The organism is Garicola koreensis, assembly GCF_014195445.1.
GTDB classification, from domain to species: Bacteria; Actinomycetota; Actinomycetes; order Actinomycetales; family Micrococcaceae; genus Nesterenkonia; species Nesterenkonia koreensis.
Window position 1 is genome coordinate 904,378 of sequence record NZ_JACIBT010000001.1, and the last position, 16,385, is coordinate 920,762.

Annotated in this window: 15 protein-coding genes; 5 read left to right on the plus strand and 10 right to left on the minus strand. The window is 65.5% G+C overall.

Annotated features, from left to right (window positions below; all coding sequences use genetic code 11):
* Positions 1-6: 6 nt before the first annotated feature.
* A complete protein-coding gene (locus FHX47_RS04220) occupies positions 7-1,077 on the plus strand; it encodes an ABC transporter ATP-binding protein (RefSeq protein WP_183357590.1) in 1,071 nt (356 codons plus the stop codon).
* Between the two features lie 67 nt (positions 1,078-1,144).
* On the opposite strand, the gene FHX47_RS04225 is transcribed toward FHX47_RS04220, so the two are convergent.
* The 4 genes from FHX47_RS04225 to arsB form a co-directional block, all read right to left on the minus strand.
* Positions 1,145-1,555, minus strand: coding sequence for a PIN domain-containing protein (locus FHX47_RS04225; RefSeq protein ID WP_183357591.1), 411 nt, complete (start codon positions 1,553-1,555; stop codon positions 1,145-1,147).
* 2 nt (positions 1,556-1,557) lie between these two features.
* The gene (locus tag FHX47_RS11110; protein ID WP_183357592.1) at positions 1,558-1,806 is read right to left on the minus strand and encodes a FitA-like ribbon-helix-helix domain-containing protein; all 249 of its coding nucleotides are present in this window, start codon (positions 1,804-1,806) and stop codon (positions 1,558-1,560) included.
* 129 nt (positions 1,807-1,935) lie between these two features.
* Complete coding sequence (locus FHX47_RS04235; protein ID WP_183357593.1) at positions 1,936-2,391, minus strand: arsenate-mycothiol transferase ArsC; 456 nt, start codon at positions 2,389-2,391, stop codon at positions 1,936-1,938.
* Positions 2,388-3,545 carry an ACR3 family arsenite efflux transporter gene (gene arsB / locus FHX47_RS04240; protein WP_183357594.1) on the minus strand — a complete coding sequence of 386 codons (1,158 nt, stop codon included), beginning with the start codon at positions 3,543-3,545 and terminating at the stop codon, positions 2,388-2,390. Before arsB ends, FHX47_RS04235 begins: the two co-directional genes overlap by 4 nt.
* Before the next feature lie 87 nt (positions 3,546-3,632).
* Between arsB and FHX47_RS04245 the strand changes: the two genes are divergently transcribed.
* Positions 3,633-3,989, plus strand: coding sequence for an ArsR/SmtB family transcription factor (locus FHX47_RS04245; RefSeq protein ID WP_221205979.1), 357 nt, complete (start codon positions 3,633-3,635; stop codon positions 3,987-3,989).
* Between the two features lie 29 nt (positions 3,990-4,018).
* On the opposite strand, the gene FHX47_RS04250 is transcribed toward FHX47_RS04245, so the two are convergent.
* Positions 4,019-5,251, minus strand: a complete 1,233-nt coding sequence (locus FHX47_RS04250; protein WP_221205980.1) for an MFS transporter — start codon at positions 5,249-5,251, stop codon at positions 4,019-4,021.
* A 7-nt stretch (positions 5,252-5,258) separates the two neighbouring features.
* Complete coding sequence (locus FHX47_RS04255) at positions 5,259-6,647, minus strand: FAD-dependent oxidoreductase (RefSeq protein WP_246327910.1); 1,389 nt, start codon at positions 6,645-6,647, stop codon at positions 5,259-5,261.
* 103 nt (positions 6,648-6,750) lie between these two features.
* On the opposite strand from FHX47_RS04255, the gene FHX47_RS04260 reads away from it, so the two are divergent.
* On the plus strand, positions 6,751-7,125 hold the full coding sequence (locus FHX47_RS04260) for an ArsR/SmtB family transcription factor (RefSeq protein WP_183357596.1): 375 nt from the start codon (positions 6,751-6,753) through the stop codon (positions 7,123-7,125).
* A gap of 121 nt (positions 7,126-7,246) precedes the next feature.
* Here the strand turns inward: FHX47_RS04260 and ndk are convergent, their stop codons facing one another.
* Genes ndk through ileS form a run of 4 tightly spaced genes read right to left on the minus strand, consistent with a single transcriptional unit; the run spans position 7,247 to position 12,898 of the window.
* Positions 7,247-7,660, minus strand: coding sequence for a nucleoside-diphosphate kinase (ndk, locus tag FHX47_RS04265; RefSeq protein ID WP_183357597.1), 414 nt, complete (start codon positions 7,658-7,660; stop codon positions 7,247-7,249).
* A 12-nt stretch (positions 7,661-7,672) separates the two neighbouring features.
* Positions 7,673-8,170: a DUF4233 domain-containing protein gene (locus tag FHX47_RS04270; RefSeq protein WP_183357598.1), complete on the minus strand. Its 498-nt coding sequence runs from the start codon at positions 8,168-8,170 to the stop codon at positions 7,673-7,675.
* Positions 8,170-9,579 (minus strand): bifunctional folylpolyglutamate synthase/dihydrofolate synthase, encoded by a 1,410-nt coding sequence (locus tag FHX47_RS04275; protein ID WP_183357599.1) that lies wholly within the window; start codon positions 9,577-9,579, stop codon positions 8,170-8,172. Before FHX47_RS04275 ends, FHX47_RS04270 begins: the two co-directional genes overlap by 1 nt.
* The gene (ileS, locus tag FHX47_RS04280; RefSeq protein ID WP_183357600.1) at positions 9,572-12,898 is read right to left on the minus strand and encodes an isoleucine--tRNA ligase; all 3,327 of its coding nucleotides are present in this window, start codon (positions 12,896-12,898) and stop codon (positions 9,572-9,574) included. Before ileS ends, FHX47_RS04275 begins: the two co-directional genes overlap by 8 nt.
* A gap of 789 nt (positions 12,899-13,687) precedes the next feature.
* Between ileS and FHX47_RS04285 the strand changes: the two genes are divergently transcribed.
* Positions 13,688-14,962: a hydroxyacid-oxoacid transhydrogenase gene (locus tag FHX47_RS04285; RefSeq protein WP_183357601.1), complete on the plus strand. Its 1,275-nt coding sequence runs from the start codon at positions 13,688-13,690 to the stop codon at positions 14,960-14,962.
* Between the two features lie 26 nt (positions 14,963-14,988).
* Positions 14,989-16,383, plus strand: a complete 1,395-nt coding sequence (locus tag FHX47_RS04290) for an MFS transporter (RefSeq protein WP_183357602.1) — start codon at positions 14,989-14,991, stop codon at positions 16,381-16,383.
* Positions 16,384-16,385: the final 2 nt, after the last annotated feature.

The following is a 16,385-nucleotide window of genomic DNA, read 5'->3' on the forward strand; positions in this document are numbered from 1 at the left end:
ACACTGATGAGCGTACCGACACCCAGCTACACCCCCAACTACACCCCGCGACGGGCCAATTGGTTAGCCTCCAACGGCACCAAGACCGCCGAAGGGCTCGACGTCGACCCGGAGATCCTTGACGATGGATTCGGCTTCGACGAGATCGAAGAGATCCCCTGGGACGATCAGCCGCTGACCCACAGCGCCCCCGTGGTGGAGACCATCGACCCGAAGAAGATCGCCGTAGCGGTCGACGGCGCCTCCAAAACCTACCGGGTCCGATCCTCCAGTGAGCATCTGAAAACCCAGAACCGCGTCGGCCGCAGAATCCAACGCGTCCTGGGATCCGGATGGGCGGAGATCCCTGCGGTGGAGGAAGTCAGCTTCGTCGTCCGGCGCGGTGAGACGGTCGGAGTCATCGGCACCAACGGCTCCGGCAAGTCCACACTGATGAAGCTGCTGACCGGCAAGATCCGCCCGACCTCCGGCGACGTCTATGCGACCTCCACCCCGGTCATGCTGGGTGTCAACGCGGCACTGGTGCGCACGATCTCCGGGCGGGAGAACATCAAACTCGGCTGCCTGGCCATGGGCCTGACCCCGAAGGAAGCCGATGACCGGTTCGACATGATCGTGGAGATCTCCGGACTGCAGGACGCCCTGGATATGCCGCTGCGAGCCTACTCATCCGGAATGGCCTCCCGGCTGCAGTTCGCCATCGCCACCGCAGTGGACCCCGACATTCTGCTCATCGATGAGGCCCTGAACACCGGCGACGCCCAGTTCAGAGCCCGCACCAAGAAGCGCCTGGATGAGGTGCGCGCCCAGGCCGGCTGCGTCTTCTTGGTCTCCCACTCCCTGGGCACCATCAAACAGATGTGCACCCGGGTGATCTGGGTCGAACAGGGCCGGCTGCTGGCCGACGGTGACCCCGAATGGGTCTGCGCCCAGTACGAGGAGTACACCGACCACAAGGCCAACGACCGTGTGCGCTCAGCCCAGATCGTCTACGACCGCACCCTGCTGAAGCTCTCCCCGGTCCACATCGAATTCACCGAAGGCACCCGCCCCACCGAGGCCAGCCAGGCGCGGTAGCGTCACACCTGGCATCAGAGGCGGTCGCGCTTCCCTGCCCCGTCTGTGAGCTCACGAGGCGGTCAGGTCATCCGGTCCATGGGTTGAAGAGGGTGAGGCCTGTGGCTTCGAAATCCTCTGTATTACGAGTTGCCAGCGTCGCTTCTTGGGCCGCACAGATAGCAGCAATCTGCGCATCTGCCATGGTGATCGGGGTGCCCACCCGCTCCCGGCGGACAACGATGTCGGCATAGCGACGTGCAGCCCGCGCATCCAAGGGAAGGATCACGTCATCAAAGTCCGCGAACACATCGGCCGCAGTTGCCGACAGACGATCTTTCCGGCGACCTTCCGGAAGCCGAGCGATGCCGTAGTCAATCTCAGTGAGAGTTATCACTGTGGTGTGCAGCCGGCCCGCCCTCTGGGTCCACGCCAGCACCTGTGGGTTCGGCTCTTCCCGCATCATCTCGGAGATGATGTTGGTGTCGATGATGATCACGACTACTCCGGCAAGTCTGCGGCACGGGGGCGGTCTCGCCGGACAGGAATCTCCAACTCGTCTGCACCGATGCCGGCGAAGCGCGTCCGGACGGCCTGCGCAAGGTTGGGCCGGTCATGCTCCTCGTCGGTCAGAGTTTCTGTGAGTATCACGCGAACCTCAGCCTCCATCGACCGCCCGTGGCGGGCGGCTCGCACTTTCAGTCGAGCGGAAATATCCTCGCTGAGGCCGCGTACGCTAATCGCTGCCATCACCACCACCTTCTGCTAGCAATGCTAGCAGGCTTATGCTGTGCTCTGCGGCTCAGCCGAACCAGATGCTGATCTCGTGCTCGGTTGTTTCCGCCTCGACGTCCAGGCCCGCTAGCCCCATGCCCACTGTCAGCGGGGGCCGCGGCTGCCTGGCCCGTCTGTGAGCTCAGCGAGCAGGTCCCGGACCCGGTTGTTGATGTCGTCGCGGACCAGACGCATCCGTTCGGCACCTTCGATGCCGCGGTGTGAGGGTTCCTCGGTGTGCCAGGTCTCGATGGTGGCTCTCATGTCCGCAACCGGTTCTACTCGGGCTTCATCACCGAGCACGATGACCCGATCGACCCGTCGTAGCAGGTCAGCATCGATCGGCTTAGGCACCTCTGCTGACATGTCGGCGCCGGCTTCTGCGATGACCTCGGCGGAGAGCTGGTTCACCGTGCTGCCGGGGCGGGTGCCGGCGGAGTGGACCTCAACGTCTGCGCCAGCTTCATCGGCGCGGCGGCGCATCAGGGCTGCGGCCATCTGTGATTTTCCGCCGTTCTTCACGCAGACGAACAGCACGCTGGGGGTGGCTGAGGCGGTCATGAGTGGGCTCCTGTCGTGGTCTCGGAGGTGGTGGCGGCAGCAGTCGGTGCCGATGCCCGGCGGGCGGGAACGGTCGGGTCCCCGGGGAAGAGTCGGCGTCCAGCCCACAGTGCCACGTAGACCAGGCCGATGAGCACGGGGACTTCGATCAGCGGGCCGACCACTCCGGCCAGTGCTTGGCCGGAGGTCACCCCGAAGGTGCCGATGGCGACTGCGATGGCCAGTTCGAAGTTGTTGCCGGAGGCGGTGAACGCCACTGAGGTGGACTTGGCATAATTCAGTCCCACTGTCTTAGAAACCAGCAGGCTGAAGCCGAACATCAGCACGAAGTAGAGCAGCAGCGGCACTGCGATGCGTGCGACGTCCAGTGGGTTGGAGGTGATGGCCTCGCCCTGCATGGCGAAGAGCAGCACGATGGTGAACAGCAGCCCGTAGAGGGCCCACGGCCCGACCTTCGGCAAGAATGTCTCCTCATACCAGGCGCGCCCCTTGGTCTTCTCCCCGAGGGTGCGGGTGAGGAATCCGGCCAACAGCGGGATGCCGAGGAAGACCAGCACCGAGACCACGATCGCGGTGATGGAAAATTCTGCTGAGGTGGTCTGCAATCCCAGCCAGGAGGGCAGGGCCTGGAGGTAGAACCAGCCCAGCAGGGCGTAGGCGAAGAGCTGGAATACCGAGTTGATGGCCACCAGCACGGCGGCGGCCTCTCGGTCTCCGCAGGCTAAGTCGTTCCAGATGAACACCATGGCGATGCAGCGGGCCAGTCCCACAATGATCAGCCCGGTGCGGAACTCCGGAAGATCGGGTAAGAAGATCCAGGCCAGGACGAACATGAAGGCGGGGCCGGCAACCCAGTTCAGCACCAGGGAAAGCACGATCAGCCGCCGGTCTCCGGTGACCCGGCGGGTCTCGTCGTAGCGGACCTTGGCCAGCACCGGGTACATCATCACCAGCAGACCCACTGCGATCGGCACCGAGATCCCGCCGATGCTTAAGGAATCCAACACCGTATTCAGGCCGGGTATGAACCGGCCCAGCAGCAGGCCTGCTCCCATTGCCAGCAGGATCCATACCGCCAGCCACCGGTCCACAAAGGACATCTGCCGGCGCACCGGCGCCCCGGTCAGCGCAGGATTGGTGCCGGTGGTGCTCATTCGCGGAACCCTTCGTATAGATGATCATCTATTGGACAGAGTGACAGTACCCCGACTGATTGATACGCGTCAATGTATGGTTGTCCTATGACTGCTGCACCAGAAGCCATCAAGGTCTCGACTGAGGCACCGCAGAAGTGCTGCTCGTTGCTGAGCGGGCCACTTCAGCCCCACGACGCCGAGCGGATCGCGGGGACCCTGAAGGCCCTCGCTGATCCGACCCGGCTTCGGGTGCTCTCCCACGTTGCGGCCCAGGGCTGTGACGCCGTCTGCGCCTGCGACCTGGTGGAGGTGCTGGACATCAGCCAGCCCACCATCAGCCATCACTTGAAGAAGCTCGTTGAGGTGGGGCTGCTGGTCCGTGAGCAGCGCGGCCGGTGGGCCCACTACTCAGTAGTGCGCGAAGCCTTCGCAGAGCTGCGCAACTTCCTCGACCTGGGCTGAGGCTATCTCCACCTCCAGCAGACCCGCTGCTACTCACCCGATGAGTCCGGCGACCTCGTGCGCGGGATGCTGAAACCCAGCAGCGCCGCGGCCAGGACACCGATGCCAGCAAGGATCAGATACATGGCTTCGAAGCTGTTGAGCTGCTCGGCGGTGACGGCTCCCAGCCACGGGGACACGGCGACGGCCAGCATGATGGGAGCGCTCATGACTCCAGAGAGTCTGCCGTAGGCCCGGGGCCCCCAGCGGTCGGTGACAGCGGTGGCCTGCAGCAGGGTGGAGATCCCGCGACTGGTCCCAGCCAGCATCGAAATGCCCATCAGCAGCAGCCCGTGGGTGAGGTCGACGGCCAGCGCAGCAGTGGTGACGGCTAACAGCCCGAAGATCATGACCGTGCGCGCCCGGACTGTGGTCCCGCGCGCCAATCGTGCGTAGAAGAGCCGCCCCAGCACTTGCCCGATGCCGCCAACCCCGAGCACCCAGGCGGCCGTGGTGGGAGAGACCCCTCGTTCTATGAGCATGGGGACCAGATTGATCAGGCCGGCGAAGGCGGCCAGGGAGCCTAAGCCTAAGCCGAGCACCATGCAGATGTAGGCACCGCTGCGCAGGATCCGGTTGGAGTAGTCCGCATCCCCCTGGGGGTCCTCGGTGTTGTGCGCAGCTGGCCAGGTGCGCCTGAGCACCACCGCGTGCACCGGTATCGTCACCACTGCCAGCATTACCGCCAGTACGGTATAGACCCCGCGCCAGTCCATGTAGCCGGTCAATGCCTGGGTCAGCGGCGCGAAGACGGTGCTGGCCAGCCCACCTACCAAAGTGACCATTGTCAGCGCGAACACCCTGCGGGCCCCATACCACCGGGTCACCGCCGCGAAGGCCGGAGGGTATAGCGTACCGGCCATCGCGACACCGACCACTAGCCAACCCACCACAAACACAGGCAGCGACGGCGCCCAGGACAGGATCAGCAGTCCGAGCGCCGCCAGGCAGGAGCCGGCGGTCATCACCATCCGGGGTCCGCGGACATCGAGGATCTTCCCCACCGGGATCCCGACCAGCGCAGAAACCACCAGGGCTGCGGAGAAACCGGCGGTGATCGCCGAGGTCGACCAGCCGGTATCTGCTGTGATCTCTGCCGAAAGTACGGGAAAGGCGTAGTACAGCACGCCCCAGGCGGCGATCTGGGTGATGCACAGCCCGGTCAGCACGGTCCGCAGCAGCGGACGTTCTGTCTCCGGGGATTTCACCGTGCTATCTGCCACACAGGCCTCAGGCGCCGCCGCGTCCGTGCACCAGCCCGGTGGGCACACCGAGCGTCACCGGCTGACTCTCAGCACTGCAGCACCCGCCGCCTGCACCGGCGTCGTCAGGAGCCTGGGTCTGCGCAGGTTCCGCTGCTGAGCAGACCCCCGTCTCCGGAAGGTTCAACGGTCGGACCGTGGCGTCCTGGCCTGCGAGGTGGGCGGCGATTGAGCGGACCTGCTCATAGCCGGTGGCCAGCAGAAACGTCGGTGCTCGGCCGTAGGATTTCATGCCCGCGATAAAGAAGCCCTCTTCCGGGTGTGCAAGCGTTTCAGCCCCGTGGGCTTCCACGGTGCCGCAGGAGTGGAACTGCGGGTCAATCAGGGGAGCCAGCCGTGAGGGGGCCTCCACACCTGGGTCCAGGTCTACTCGCAGCTCCCGGAAGACCTCCAGGTCTGGCCGGAACCCGGTGGCGGCAGCAAGGAAATCAGGACTTAGACGCCGACCGTCGTCGAAGGTGACCGCTACCTGACCCGCCTCCGTGAGCGCCAGCGAATGCACGGTCGCCGAGGGCACCAGAGTGATGCGACCAGCCTCGACTGCTTCCCGCAGCCGCTGACCCAGAGCGCCACGCTCAAGCAGACCATCCGCATCGCCGCCGCCGTAGGTGGCTTCTGGACTGTCTCCACGGATCGCCCAGGTGATCGTCGTCTCTGGCGCCTCGCGCTGCAGGGCAACAAGGTTCAGCAGCGTGTTGACCGCACTATGGCCACCGCCGAGTACCAGGACGTGTTTTCCAGTGACCTCCCGGCGCCGTTCACTCAGGACATCCGGCAACCCGCCCAATAAAGTGCTGGCTACCTCCGGGTCATCCTCGCCCAGTGCCGGAAGGCCAGCAGCTCCCACAGGATTGGGGTGCCCCCAGGTTCCGGAGGCATCGATAATTGCTCGGGCCCGGTAGTCGACCAGCCCCTGGGCGCTCTGAACCCGAACAATGAACGGAGCCTCACTGCGGGCCTGCGCGTGTGTCTTATCGCGTTGGCCGCGACTGATGCCGATGACTTGTTCCCCGGTGCGGATCCTGCCCACCAATTCCGGCACCGCCGCCAACGGAGCCAGATAGTGTGCCACAAACTCCGCCCCGGTCGGCAGCCCAGCAGGATCTGGCTCTTTCCATCCTTGAGCTTGCAACAGTCTCTGTGCCGCAGCATCAACGTTGTGACGCCACGACGAGAACAACCGGATATGGCCCCACTCAGTGATCGCCGCTGCCGGGATATCTCCGGCTTCAAGCACCAGCGGATCTAAACCGGTTTCCACCAGATGCGCGGCGGCGGCCAACCCCACAGGACCGGCACCAATCACCACCACCGGAAGCTCGTCGTCGGAGACCATGCCCCGATCTGTCTGCGTCATTGTGGTCCTATCTCTCAGTGCGTCGAATCGAAAAATATCGATGTGGTGCACCACTTTCACTGATCCATCGAAACTTGTCAATGCATGACGTAGACTCACCACCATGGGAAGTACTGCCACCGTTTCCGCACCCGAAGGCTCCCCAGCTGTCTCGCCCGCCGAGGCTGCCTGCTGCACCCCCACCTTTACCCGGGTCCTTACAGAAGCCGAGGCTGAGCCCCTGGCGAAGGTGTTCAAAGCAGTGGCCGACCCGGCGCGCATCCGGCTGCTGTCCATCATTGAGAATGAGGACGACGGCGAAGCATGCGTCTGCCATCTCACCGAACCACTGGGCCTTTCCCAGCCGACAGTGTCCCATCACCTGAAGATACTTGTTGAGGCTGGCCTGCTCACCCGCACCAAACGCGGCCGCTGGTCCTACTACGCCGTCGTCGAGCCGGCCCTACAGGAGTTCGGCACGCTGCTCAACCGAGGCTGACCGCCCACCGCCCACGGCAGAACCCATCCCTCCAGTATCAGTTCGCTGGAGAGGCTGGCAGCCCTCCTCCTGCCGACACGGCTCATGGGACTATTCACTGGCCGGCATACCGGAGGCTGGCTCAGCCGAACCAGATGCTGATCTCGTACTCGGCGGATTCCACCGAGTCTGATCCGTGGACCAGGTTCTTCTGCACCTTCTCGCCCCAGTCGCGCCCCAGGTCCCCGCGGATCGTGCCAGGAGCTGCCACCGTGGGCTCGGTAGTGCCGGCCATGGTGCGGAACCCTTCGATGACCCGGTCGCCCTCGACCACGGCGGCGACAGTCGGCCCGGAGAGCATAAAGTCCACCAGCGGCTGGTAGAAGGGTTTGCCCTGATGCTCGGCATAGTGGGCCGCCAGCTGCTCCTCAGATGCGCTGACCTGCTTCAGTGCGGTGATGGTGTAGCCCTTGGCCTCCACCCGGCGCAGGATCTCACCGGTGAGTCCGCGCGCTACGCCGTCGGGTTTGATCAGCACCAGGGTACGTTCGCTCATGAAGTCTGCTCCTCAGTTGTTGTCCGGGTCCTCGTTCTGTGAGGCGGCCCGGCGGGTCTGCGCCTCGAGTTCTTCTTCCGCCCTATATCTTTCCATCTTTTCCGCGTCGAGCACTTCACCCTTGGTGACCGCGTACCACCAGCAGGCGGTAAAGGCCACACCAGGGATCAGTGCCAGCAGCACCCCGAGCCCATACTCGGAGAGCAGCGCGACGGTGACAAAGCTGAGCACCATCATCACCTGCAGCACCCACCCCAGCGGGTATCCGAAAGGTCTGTGCAGCACGGCGCAGGCCAGGACACAGACCCCGGCGAGGGCGCAGAGGCCGCCGAAGAGCCACCACGCGTACCAGTCGTTCTGGTTCAGCCCCCAGGCGGCGAGCCCGAAGAAGAACAGCAGGACCCCCTCCAGGCACAGCACCGTGGAGGCGAAGAGCGCCTTCACCGAGCGCGGCGGCTGGCTCTGCCCTGGGCGCCACTCACGCTGGGCGCGGGTACGGCGTGGGGCCATCACCGGCTGCCGCCGATATCGCCGGTGATGCCGGTGTCCTCCACGCCCAGCAGGGTCCGTGCCTCACCGGCCAACGTGATGGACCCGGTGATCAGAATGCCGCCGTCGGCAGTGGCCTCGTCCTCATCGATGCGGGCCACTGCCCAGTCGATGGCCTCGTCGAGCTGGTCGGTGGTGTGGATGGCGTCCTCGTCGAATCCTGCGTCCAGGGCGAGTTCGGCCAAAGTCTGCGCCGGTACCGCCCGCGGAGAGGTGGACTGGGTGAAGCAGACCTCCTCGGCCACCTCACCGTACTGCTGGTAGAGGGTCTCCAGCATCGCTCGGGCGTCCTTCTCCTGAAGGATCCCGACCACCAGCACCAGTTTGGTCAGCCCGAAACTTTCCTGCACCGCCAGCGCGCTGGCCTCAAGGCCGGCCGGGTTGTGGGCGGCGTCGGCGATGATCGCCGGTCCGCTGCGCAGGGTCTCCAGACGGCCGGGCGAGGTGATGTGCTCAGTGGCCAGCTGAAGGTTCTCCAGCACCAGCTCCTGCTCACCGCCGCCGATGAACGCCTCCAGCGCGGCGACGGCCAGCGCGAAGTTCTGCCCCTGGTGGGCGCCCAGCAGCGGCAGCAGCAGGTCCGGGTAGCGTCCGGCGAGACCCTGAATGGTCAGCTGCTGACCCCCCACGCCGGGCATCCGAGTCTCCACGCCGAACTCCACGCCTTCGAACCGGAACTCCACCTGCGCCTCGCGGGCCGCAGCCAGCAGGACATCGGCGACGTCGGGCAGCTGGGCGGCCGAGACCATGAACCCGCCGGGTTTGATGATGCCGGCCTTCTCCTCGGCGATCTGCACCTCGGTGTCGCCCAACATGTCGGTGTGGTCCAGGCTGATCGGGGTGATGACCTGCACATCGGCCTCAACTACGTTGGTCGCGTCCCAGGTGCCGCCGAGTCCGGTCTCAATGACCATGACGTCGACCGGTTCGTCGGCGAACACCGCAAAGGCCATCACGGTCAGCAGCTCGAAGAGAGTCAGGGCCGCTTCCCCGCGCGCAGACAGCTGCTGGTCGATCAAGCTGATGTGCGGACGGATCTCATCCCAGATCCGCACGAAGGTCTCATCTGCCACCGGTGCCCCGTCGACGGCAATCCGCTCGGTGACCTTGCCCAGGTGCGGTGAGCTGTAGCGGCCGACCCGCAGCTCGTGGGCCAGCAGCCCGGCTTCGATCATCCGCGCCGTGGAGGTCTTGCCGTTGGTGCCGGCCACGTGGATGACTTTGGCCGACTTCTGCGGCTCCCCCAGGACGTCCATGGCCAGGCGCATCGGCTCCAGGCGCGGGCGCATGTCATTCTCCGGGGCGCGGGCGAGCATCTCGGCGTAGATGCTGGCCACCGAGTACTGGTCAACGGGCTGCTGCTCACTCATCGGCTGCCTCCACGGGGCTGACGCTTGCGCGGGTCTGTTCGTTGTGATCACCCTGCAGAAGGTGCAGCTGCAGGGTCAGCGTCTCGGACTTGACCAGTTCGGCGTGCTCCTCCACGGCGGCGGTCACCTCAGGCGAGGCGGTCAGCGTGGTGGAGATCCGCTCGGAGACGTTGAGATCAGCGTCCTTGCGGGCCGACTGCACGGTGCGGATCACATCGCGGGCGATGCCCTCGGCCACCAGCTCGTCGGTGAGCGCCGTGTCCAGCACCAGGAAGCCGCCGTCGTCCAGGACGGTGACGGCTTTGTCCCCCAGCTCTTCAGAGACGGTGGTGCTCAGCGTGTACTCCCCCTCGTGCAGCTGCAGCCCACCGGCGATGACGGCCCCCTCGGTGATGCTCCAATCACCGGTTTTGGCCCCTTTGATGGCGTGCTGGACGTCCTTGCCCAGCCGCGGGCCGGCCGCACGGGCGTTGACCACCAATTGGCGGCCGATCCCCCAGGCGTCGGCGTTGGTCTCGGAGGCCTCGCGCAGGTCAATGCGTTTGATATTGAGCTCATCGGCGATGATCTGCTGGTAGGTGCCGGTCAGCGCGGCGGCGTCGTCGACCACCACGGTCAGCGCTGCCAACGGCTGACGCACCCGCTGCTTGGCCTGCTTGCGCAGCGCGGAGGCGGCAGAGGTGATCACCCGGGTGCGCTCCATCAGCTCCACCGCGCGCTCATCCTTCACATAGGCGCCCGGATCGGGCCAGTCGGCCAGGTGCACGCTGCGCCCACCGGTGAGGCCGCGCCAGATCTCCTCGCTGATCAGCGGCAGCAGCGGGGCGGCCACCCGGGTGAAGGTCTCCAGGGCGGTGTAGAGGACGTCGTAGGCGGTGAGGTCCTCGCTGTAGAAGCGTGACCGTGAGCGGCGGATGTACCAGTTGGTCAGCGTGTCGGCGTAGCGGCGCAGCGCATCGGAGGCGCTGGCCACCGAGAACTCGTCCAACGCATCGGTGACATCGCGGACCAGGTCGCCGGTGGCGGCGAGGATGTAGTGGTCCAGCGGAGTCAGCCGCCCGTCGTCGTGGGTGACCGCTTGTGCCTGGTAGCCCGCACCGGCCTTGGCCGTGTTGGAGTAGAGGGCGAAGAAGTGCCAGGCGTTCCACATCGGCAGCAGCACCTGGCGCACGCCTTCGCGGATCCCCTCCTCGTTGACGATGAGGTTGCCCCCGCGCAGAATCGGCGAGCTCATCAGGAACCAGCGCATCGCATCGGAGCCGTCGCGGTCGAAGACTTCGTTGACGTTGGGGTAGTTCTGCAGCGATTTGGACATCTTCTGGCCGTCGGAGCCCAGCACGACGCCGTGGCTGATCACGTTGGTGAAGGCCGGGCGGTCGAACAGGGCGGCGGCCAGAATGTGCATGGTGTAGAACCACCCGCGGGTCTGACCGATGTACTCGACGATGAAATCGGCCGGGTGGTGGGACTCGAACCATTCGGCGTTCTCAAAGGGGTAGTGCACCTGGGCGAACTGCATGGACCCGGAGTCGAACCAGACGTCAAGGACGTCCTCGACCCGCACCATCGTCGACTTTCCGGTCGGGTCATCCGGGTTGGGCCGGGTCAGCTGATCGATCCAGGGCCGGTGCAGGTCCGGCTCGCCCTCGGCGTTGCGCGGGTACTCGCCGAAGGCCTCCTTCAGCTCCTCCAGGGACCCGTACACCTCGGTGCGCGGGTAGTCGGGGTCATCGGAGACCCACACCGGGATGGGACTGCCCCAGTAGCGGTTGCGGGAGATGGACCAGTCCCGGGCGTTGGCCAACCATGTGCCGAACTGGCCGTGCTTGACGTTGGAGGGGATCCAGTTGATCTGCTCGTTGTGGGCCAGCATGCGGTCTTTGATCTCGGTGACGGCCACATACCAGCTGGTGACCGCCTTGTAGATCAGCGGGGTGCGGCAGCGCCAGCAGTGCGGGTAGGAGTGCACGTAGGACTGTTCGCGCACCAGGCGGCCATCGGCGCTGAGCTTCCGGATGATCGGGCGGTTGGCCGCAAAGACTTGGACTCCGGCGATATCGGCCAGCGGGGCCTCGCCGCTGGGGGTGGGCTCGGCAAACATGGGCAGAAACTGGCCGGCGGCGTCGACGGAGAGGATCACCGGGATGCCGTGCTCCTCAGAGGACTGCTGGTCCTCCTCACCGTAGGCCGAGGCCTGGTGGACCAGCCCGGTGCCGTCGGTGGTGGTGATGTAGTCCTCGGCCACCACCTGCCAGGCGTTCTGGGTGCCCCAGGTGTCAGTGTCGGTGTAGTAGTCCCACAGCGGCTGGTATTTCAGCCCGGCCAGCTCGCTGCCGCGGTGGCGGGAGACGACGGCGGCGTCGGCGGCCTGGGCGGCGGTGGCGTCGTCGTTGTCGGTGAATCCCAGATCCTTGGCGTAGGCGCCCACCAGCTCGGCGGCCAGCATGTGCTGACCGGGGAACGGCCCCTCCTGGGGTGCTTGGACCACAGCGTATTCGACCTCCGGGCCCACCGCGATGGAGAAGTTGGTGGGCAGCGTCCAGGGGGTGGTGGTCCAGGCCAGCAGGTTCACCCCGCGCAGCTGCTCCCCCAGGCCTGTTCCCCCGGTGACCGGGAAGGTGACGGTGACGGAGGGGTCCTGGCGCTCCTTGTAGACCTCGTCGTCCATGCGCAGCTCGTGGTTGGACAGCGGGGTCTCGTCCTTCCAGCAGTAGGGCAGCACGCGGAACCCCTGGTAGGTCAGGCCCTTCTGATGCAGCTGCTTGAAGGCCCAGATCACCGATTCCATGAACTCGACGTTCAGCGTCTTATAGTCGTTGTCGAAGTCCACCCAGCGGGCCTGGCGGGTGACGTAGCTTTCCCACTCTTTGGTGTACTTCAGCACGTTGTTGCGGCACGCCTGGTTGAAGTTCTCGATGCCCAGCGACTCGATCTCGGCCTTATCGGTCATGCCCAGTTCCTTCATGGCCGACAGTTCGGCGGGCAGCCCGTGGGTGTCCCAGCCGAACCGGCGCTCCACCCGCTTACCGCGCATGGTCTGGTAGCGCGGGACCAGGTCCTTCACGTAGCCGGTGAGCAGGTGGCCGTAGTGCGGCAGCCCGTTGGCGAAGGGCGGGCCGTCGTAGAAGACGAACTCGTCCTCTTCGGGGCGGTTCTCGATGGAGGCGGCGAAGGTGCCGTCCTCGTCCCAGTACTTCAGGACCCGCTCTTCGATCTGCGGGAACCGGACGGCGGAGGGGACCCTGCGCTCATCGAGGGAGGTCACGCGCGGGTAGACGGGCTGGGAGGGGGTCGGGCCCGAGGAAGACTGCTCAGTCATGGGATCCATCCTGCTGTACGGCCAGTGCGGCTGCGGTGCTCTGCAAGGACGTCGACGCCGGTCGGCGCGCTGACGCGGTACCACCTTGCTTGTCCGAGCCCCGGTGTCGTGCACCAGAGGTTCGGGCCTCTCCATGACTGCTGTGACGGGCTTACCCGTCCGGCTCTACTGGCACGACGACGAATGGCCCGTCGTCCTGCGTTCTTCCGGAAGCTCACCGGTGATGGCCGGGTCCACGCTGCTGCGGGCCATTCTACGCCAGCGCCGTCAACTCCGCCGAATCCCCGCCCTGCCCGGCCCAGTCGACGCTGGCGGCTATTCAGCTATGACGGCACGTAGACGCCGAGCGCCCTCGAAGGGCGGTCACAGCGCTGGCGCATCGGACTGAGCAGCTGGCACATCGTCGGTGATCACGTGGACATAGGTACCAACTATGTTGGCAGCTTCAGCGGCAAATCGTGCCACAGCACCGTAACCAGGATTGGGAGCATGCACAATCACAGTGCCGTCATCACCGAGGCGCGCGTGGTCTAGGCCACACATGCTTACACGCCTTCGTATCTCACTTCGACGGCTGGCGACCTCGGGGCGCGAAGCCCGTCGGTCGCTGATGATCATATCCGCCATACGTTCATTCTACCTTTTCCGTTGAGAACCCGCGTAGCGGCCCCGGCCCGCCGACCCGGTGGTAGGCTCGCCACGGTCCGGCGAGTCGGTGACGCATGCCGGCGGTAACCGGATCATCCAGACCGGATCATCCAGCTGTGCACAGGAGATTGGTAGAACCCTATGGAGCAGGACCTGCGTCCCAATGAATCTGTCTTCACTTGGGCGGCACCGCCGCTGAAGTTCGGTGAGGGGGCCATCGATGAGATCTCCTCCGATGTTGTTGGATTCGGCATCTCCAAGGCACTGATCATCACCGACGCAGGAGTTCGGCAAGCTGGTGTCCCCGATCGGGTGGCCGAGCAGCTGCGCAGTGCGGGGGTGTCCTGCGAAGTCTTCGACCAGGTCGCGGTGGAACCGACGGATGTCTCCATCACCGAGGCCGTGGAGTACGCCAGGCAGGGTGACTGGGACGGGTTCGTCGCCATCGGGGGCGGCTCGGCGCTCGACACGGCCAAGGCTGTGAACCTCATGACCACCCACCAGGGCGAGCTCCTCGATTTCATCACCCCACCCATCGGAGGCGGACGCAAGCCCGACCGACCGCTCAAGCCGCTCATCGCGGTCCCCACCACTGCCGGCACCGGTTCCGAATCGACGAACATCTGCGTGGTGGACATGCTCAGCCTGCACCTGAAAGCCGGTATCTCCAGCCCCGCGCTCAAACCCCGGCTGGCCGTGGTCGACCCCACTGTGACCTACACGCTGCCCCCGCAGGTCACCGCCTCCAGCGGCATGGACGTCCTCTCCCACGCGCTGGAGAGCTATACGGCCACTCCCTTCGACCGGATGCCGGCCGCTGAGGATCCCGCCAAACGCCCACCCTTCGCCGGATCGAATCCCGTCAGCGACGTGTGGTGCGAGATGGCGCTGGACTTAGTGGGGCGCTACCTGCGCAGGGCCGTGATCAACGGCCGCGACCGGCAGGCCCGCCACCAGCTGGCCCTGGCCTCGATGTACGCAGGAACCGGGTTCGGCAACGCGGGCACGCACCTGCCCCACGCCAACGCCTACCCGGTGGCTGGTGCCGTGAAGGACTACCAGGCCGAGGGCTACCCGCAGATGCCTATGGTGCCCCATGGTCAGGCGGTCTCCGCCACAGCCGCAGAGGTCTTCCGCTGGACCTACGTCGCCAATCCTCAGCGCCACCTGAAGGCGGCCGAGCTGCTCTCCGGAGAGACCTTCACCTCCGCAGACGGCGCCGATGCCCTGCCGGGGGTCCTGCGCTCGCTGATGCGCGATATCGACATGCCCCACGGGCTGCGCTCATTCGGATACGACCAAGACGACCTGGACACCCTGGTGGACGGCACGCTGAAGCAGACTCGCCAGCTCGCCGTCGTCCCGCGCCCGGCGGATCGCCACGCATTCCGGGAGATCTTCCGCAAATCGCTCTGATGCCGATCAGCGAAGGACCAGAACCTATGAACACCGACGACGCCGACCACACCAGCCCCGGGACGGCCGCAGGGACTGCCGCTGCAGAGCCCCACAGGCAGCCGCAGGAGGTCTCCAAGAAGGAAGTTCGCACCGCGGTCTCCTCAGCGACGATCGGCACCACCATCGAGTGGTACGACTTCTTCCTCTACGGCACAGCAGCCGGTTTGGTCTTCGACCAGCTCTACTTCCCCAACGACGATGAGACAGTGGCGCTGCTGCTGGCCTACTCAACCTTCGCCGTCGGGTTCCTGGCCCGGCCGCTGGGCGGGATCCTGTTCGGGCACCTGGGCGACCGGATCGGCCGAAAGAAGACTCTGGTGGCCACGATGTACATCATGGGGATCGCCACCTTCCTCATCGGGGCCATACCCACCTACGACCAGATCGGAATCTGGGCGCCCATCCTGCTGATCCTGCTGCGGATCGCACAGGGCATCGCGATCGGCGGCGAATGGGGTGGTGCCGTCCTGCTCAGCGTGGAGTTCGCTCCGAAGAACAGACGCGGCTTCTTCGGCAGCTTCCCACAGCTTGGTCTGGCGCTGGGACTGCTGATGGGCACTGGAGCCTTCACACTGCTCAGCGTGGTGATGTCTGATGAGGCGTTCCTGGCCTGGGGCTGGCGGATCGCCTTCTTCGTCAGCATCATCCTGGTCGTCGTCGGCGTCTACCTGCGTTCGAAGATCGCCGAGACCCCCAGCTTCCGCGCCGCGCAGAAGGAGCTGGGCCAGCTGCGCCGGCAGATTCCGCTGGCGCAGCTGCTGAAGGACCGGATCTCGCGGCGCCACCTGCTGCTGGGCATGGGCACACGCTATGCCGAAGGTGTGGCCTACAACCTCTGGGCGGTCTTCGTCATCGCCTACGCCACCGGCACTGTGGGCTTTGAGCGACTGGAGGTGCTGTTGGCGATCATGGTGGCCGCCGTGGTGCTGGCGTTCGGCATCCCGCTGTCTGGGCGGCTCTCGGATGCGATCCCGCGGCGGGTGGTGTTCTCGGCGGGTGCAGTGCTGCTGGCGCTGCTCATCTTCCCGGCCTTCGGGGTGATTCAGACAGGTTCCTGGTGGATGCTCGCCGGTGTCCTGGTAGTCATGCTGGGCTTGGCCTACCCCTTGATGTACGGGTCCCAGGCCGCGTTCTATGCCGAACTTTTTCCGCCCTCCACGCGCTACAGCGGCATTTCCATCGTCTACCAGCTCTCCGGAATCGTCGCTTCGGGCCTGACCCCCATGATCCTCACCTGGCTGATCGGAGGCCCTGGGCTGGCCGTCGCGCTGGGATATGTGATCTTCACCTGCGTGGTGACCCTGATCTGCGTCTGGCTGATCCGAGCTGAGGACATCAGGGCTGTCAGCGGCACCGAAGGTGATGTCACCGTGAGCTGACG

Excerpts from the sequence above, each read along its gene's own strand:
- FHX47_RS04220 (WP_183357590.1), top strand. The coding sequence starts at position 7 with ATGAGCGTACCGACACCCAGCTACACCCCCAACTACACCCCGCGACGG.
- FHX47_RS11110 (WP_183357592.1), bottom strand. The coding sequence starts at position 1,806 with ATGGCAGCGATTAGCGTACGCGGCCTCAGCGAGGATATTTCCGCTCGA.
- FHX47_RS04235 (WP_183357593.1), bottom strand. The coding sequence starts at position 2,391 with ATGACCGCCTCAGCCACCCCCAGCGTGCTGTTCGTCTGCGTGAAGAAC.
- arsB (WP_183357594.1), bottom strand. The coding sequence starts at position 3,545 with ATGAGCACCACCGGCACCAATCCTGCGCTGACCGGGGCGCCGGTGCGC.
- FHX47_RS04245 (WP_221205979.1), top strand. The coding sequence starts at position 3,633 with ATGACTGCTGCACCAGAAGCCATCAAGGTCTCGACTGAGGCACCGCAG.
- FHX47_RS04255 (WP_246327910.1), bottom strand. The coding sequence starts at position 6,647 with ATGACGCAGACAGATCGGGGCATGGTCTCCGACGACGAGCTTCCGGTG.
- FHX47_RS04260 (WP_183357596.1), top strand. The coding sequence starts at position 6,751 with ATGGGAAGTACTGCCACCGTTTCCGCACCCGAAGGCTCCCCAGCTGTC.
- ndk (WP_183357597.1), bottom strand. The coding sequence starts at position 7,660 with ATGAGCGAACGTACCCTGGTGCTGATCAAACCCGACGGCGTAGCGCGC.
- FHX47_RS04270 (WP_183357598.1), bottom strand. The coding sequence starts at position 8,170 with ATGGCCCCACGCCGTACCCGCGCCCAGCGTGAGTGGCGCCCAGGGCAG.
- FHX47_RS04275 (WP_183357599.1), bottom strand. The coding sequence starts at position 9,579 with ATGAGTGAGCAGCAGCCCGTTGACCAGTACTCGGTGGCCAGCATCTAC.
- ileS (WP_183357600.1), bottom strand. The coding sequence starts at position 12,898 with ATGACTGAGCAGTCTTCCTCGGGCCCGACCCCCTCCCAGCCCGTCTAC.
- FHX47_RS04285 (WP_183357601.1), top strand. The coding sequence starts at position 13,688 with ATGGAGCAGGACCTGCGTCCCAATGAATCTGTCTTCACTTGGGCGGCA.
- FHX47_RS04290 (WP_183357602.1), top strand. The coding sequence starts at position 14,989 with ATGAACACCGACGACGCCGACCACACCAGCCCCGGGACGGCCGCAGGG.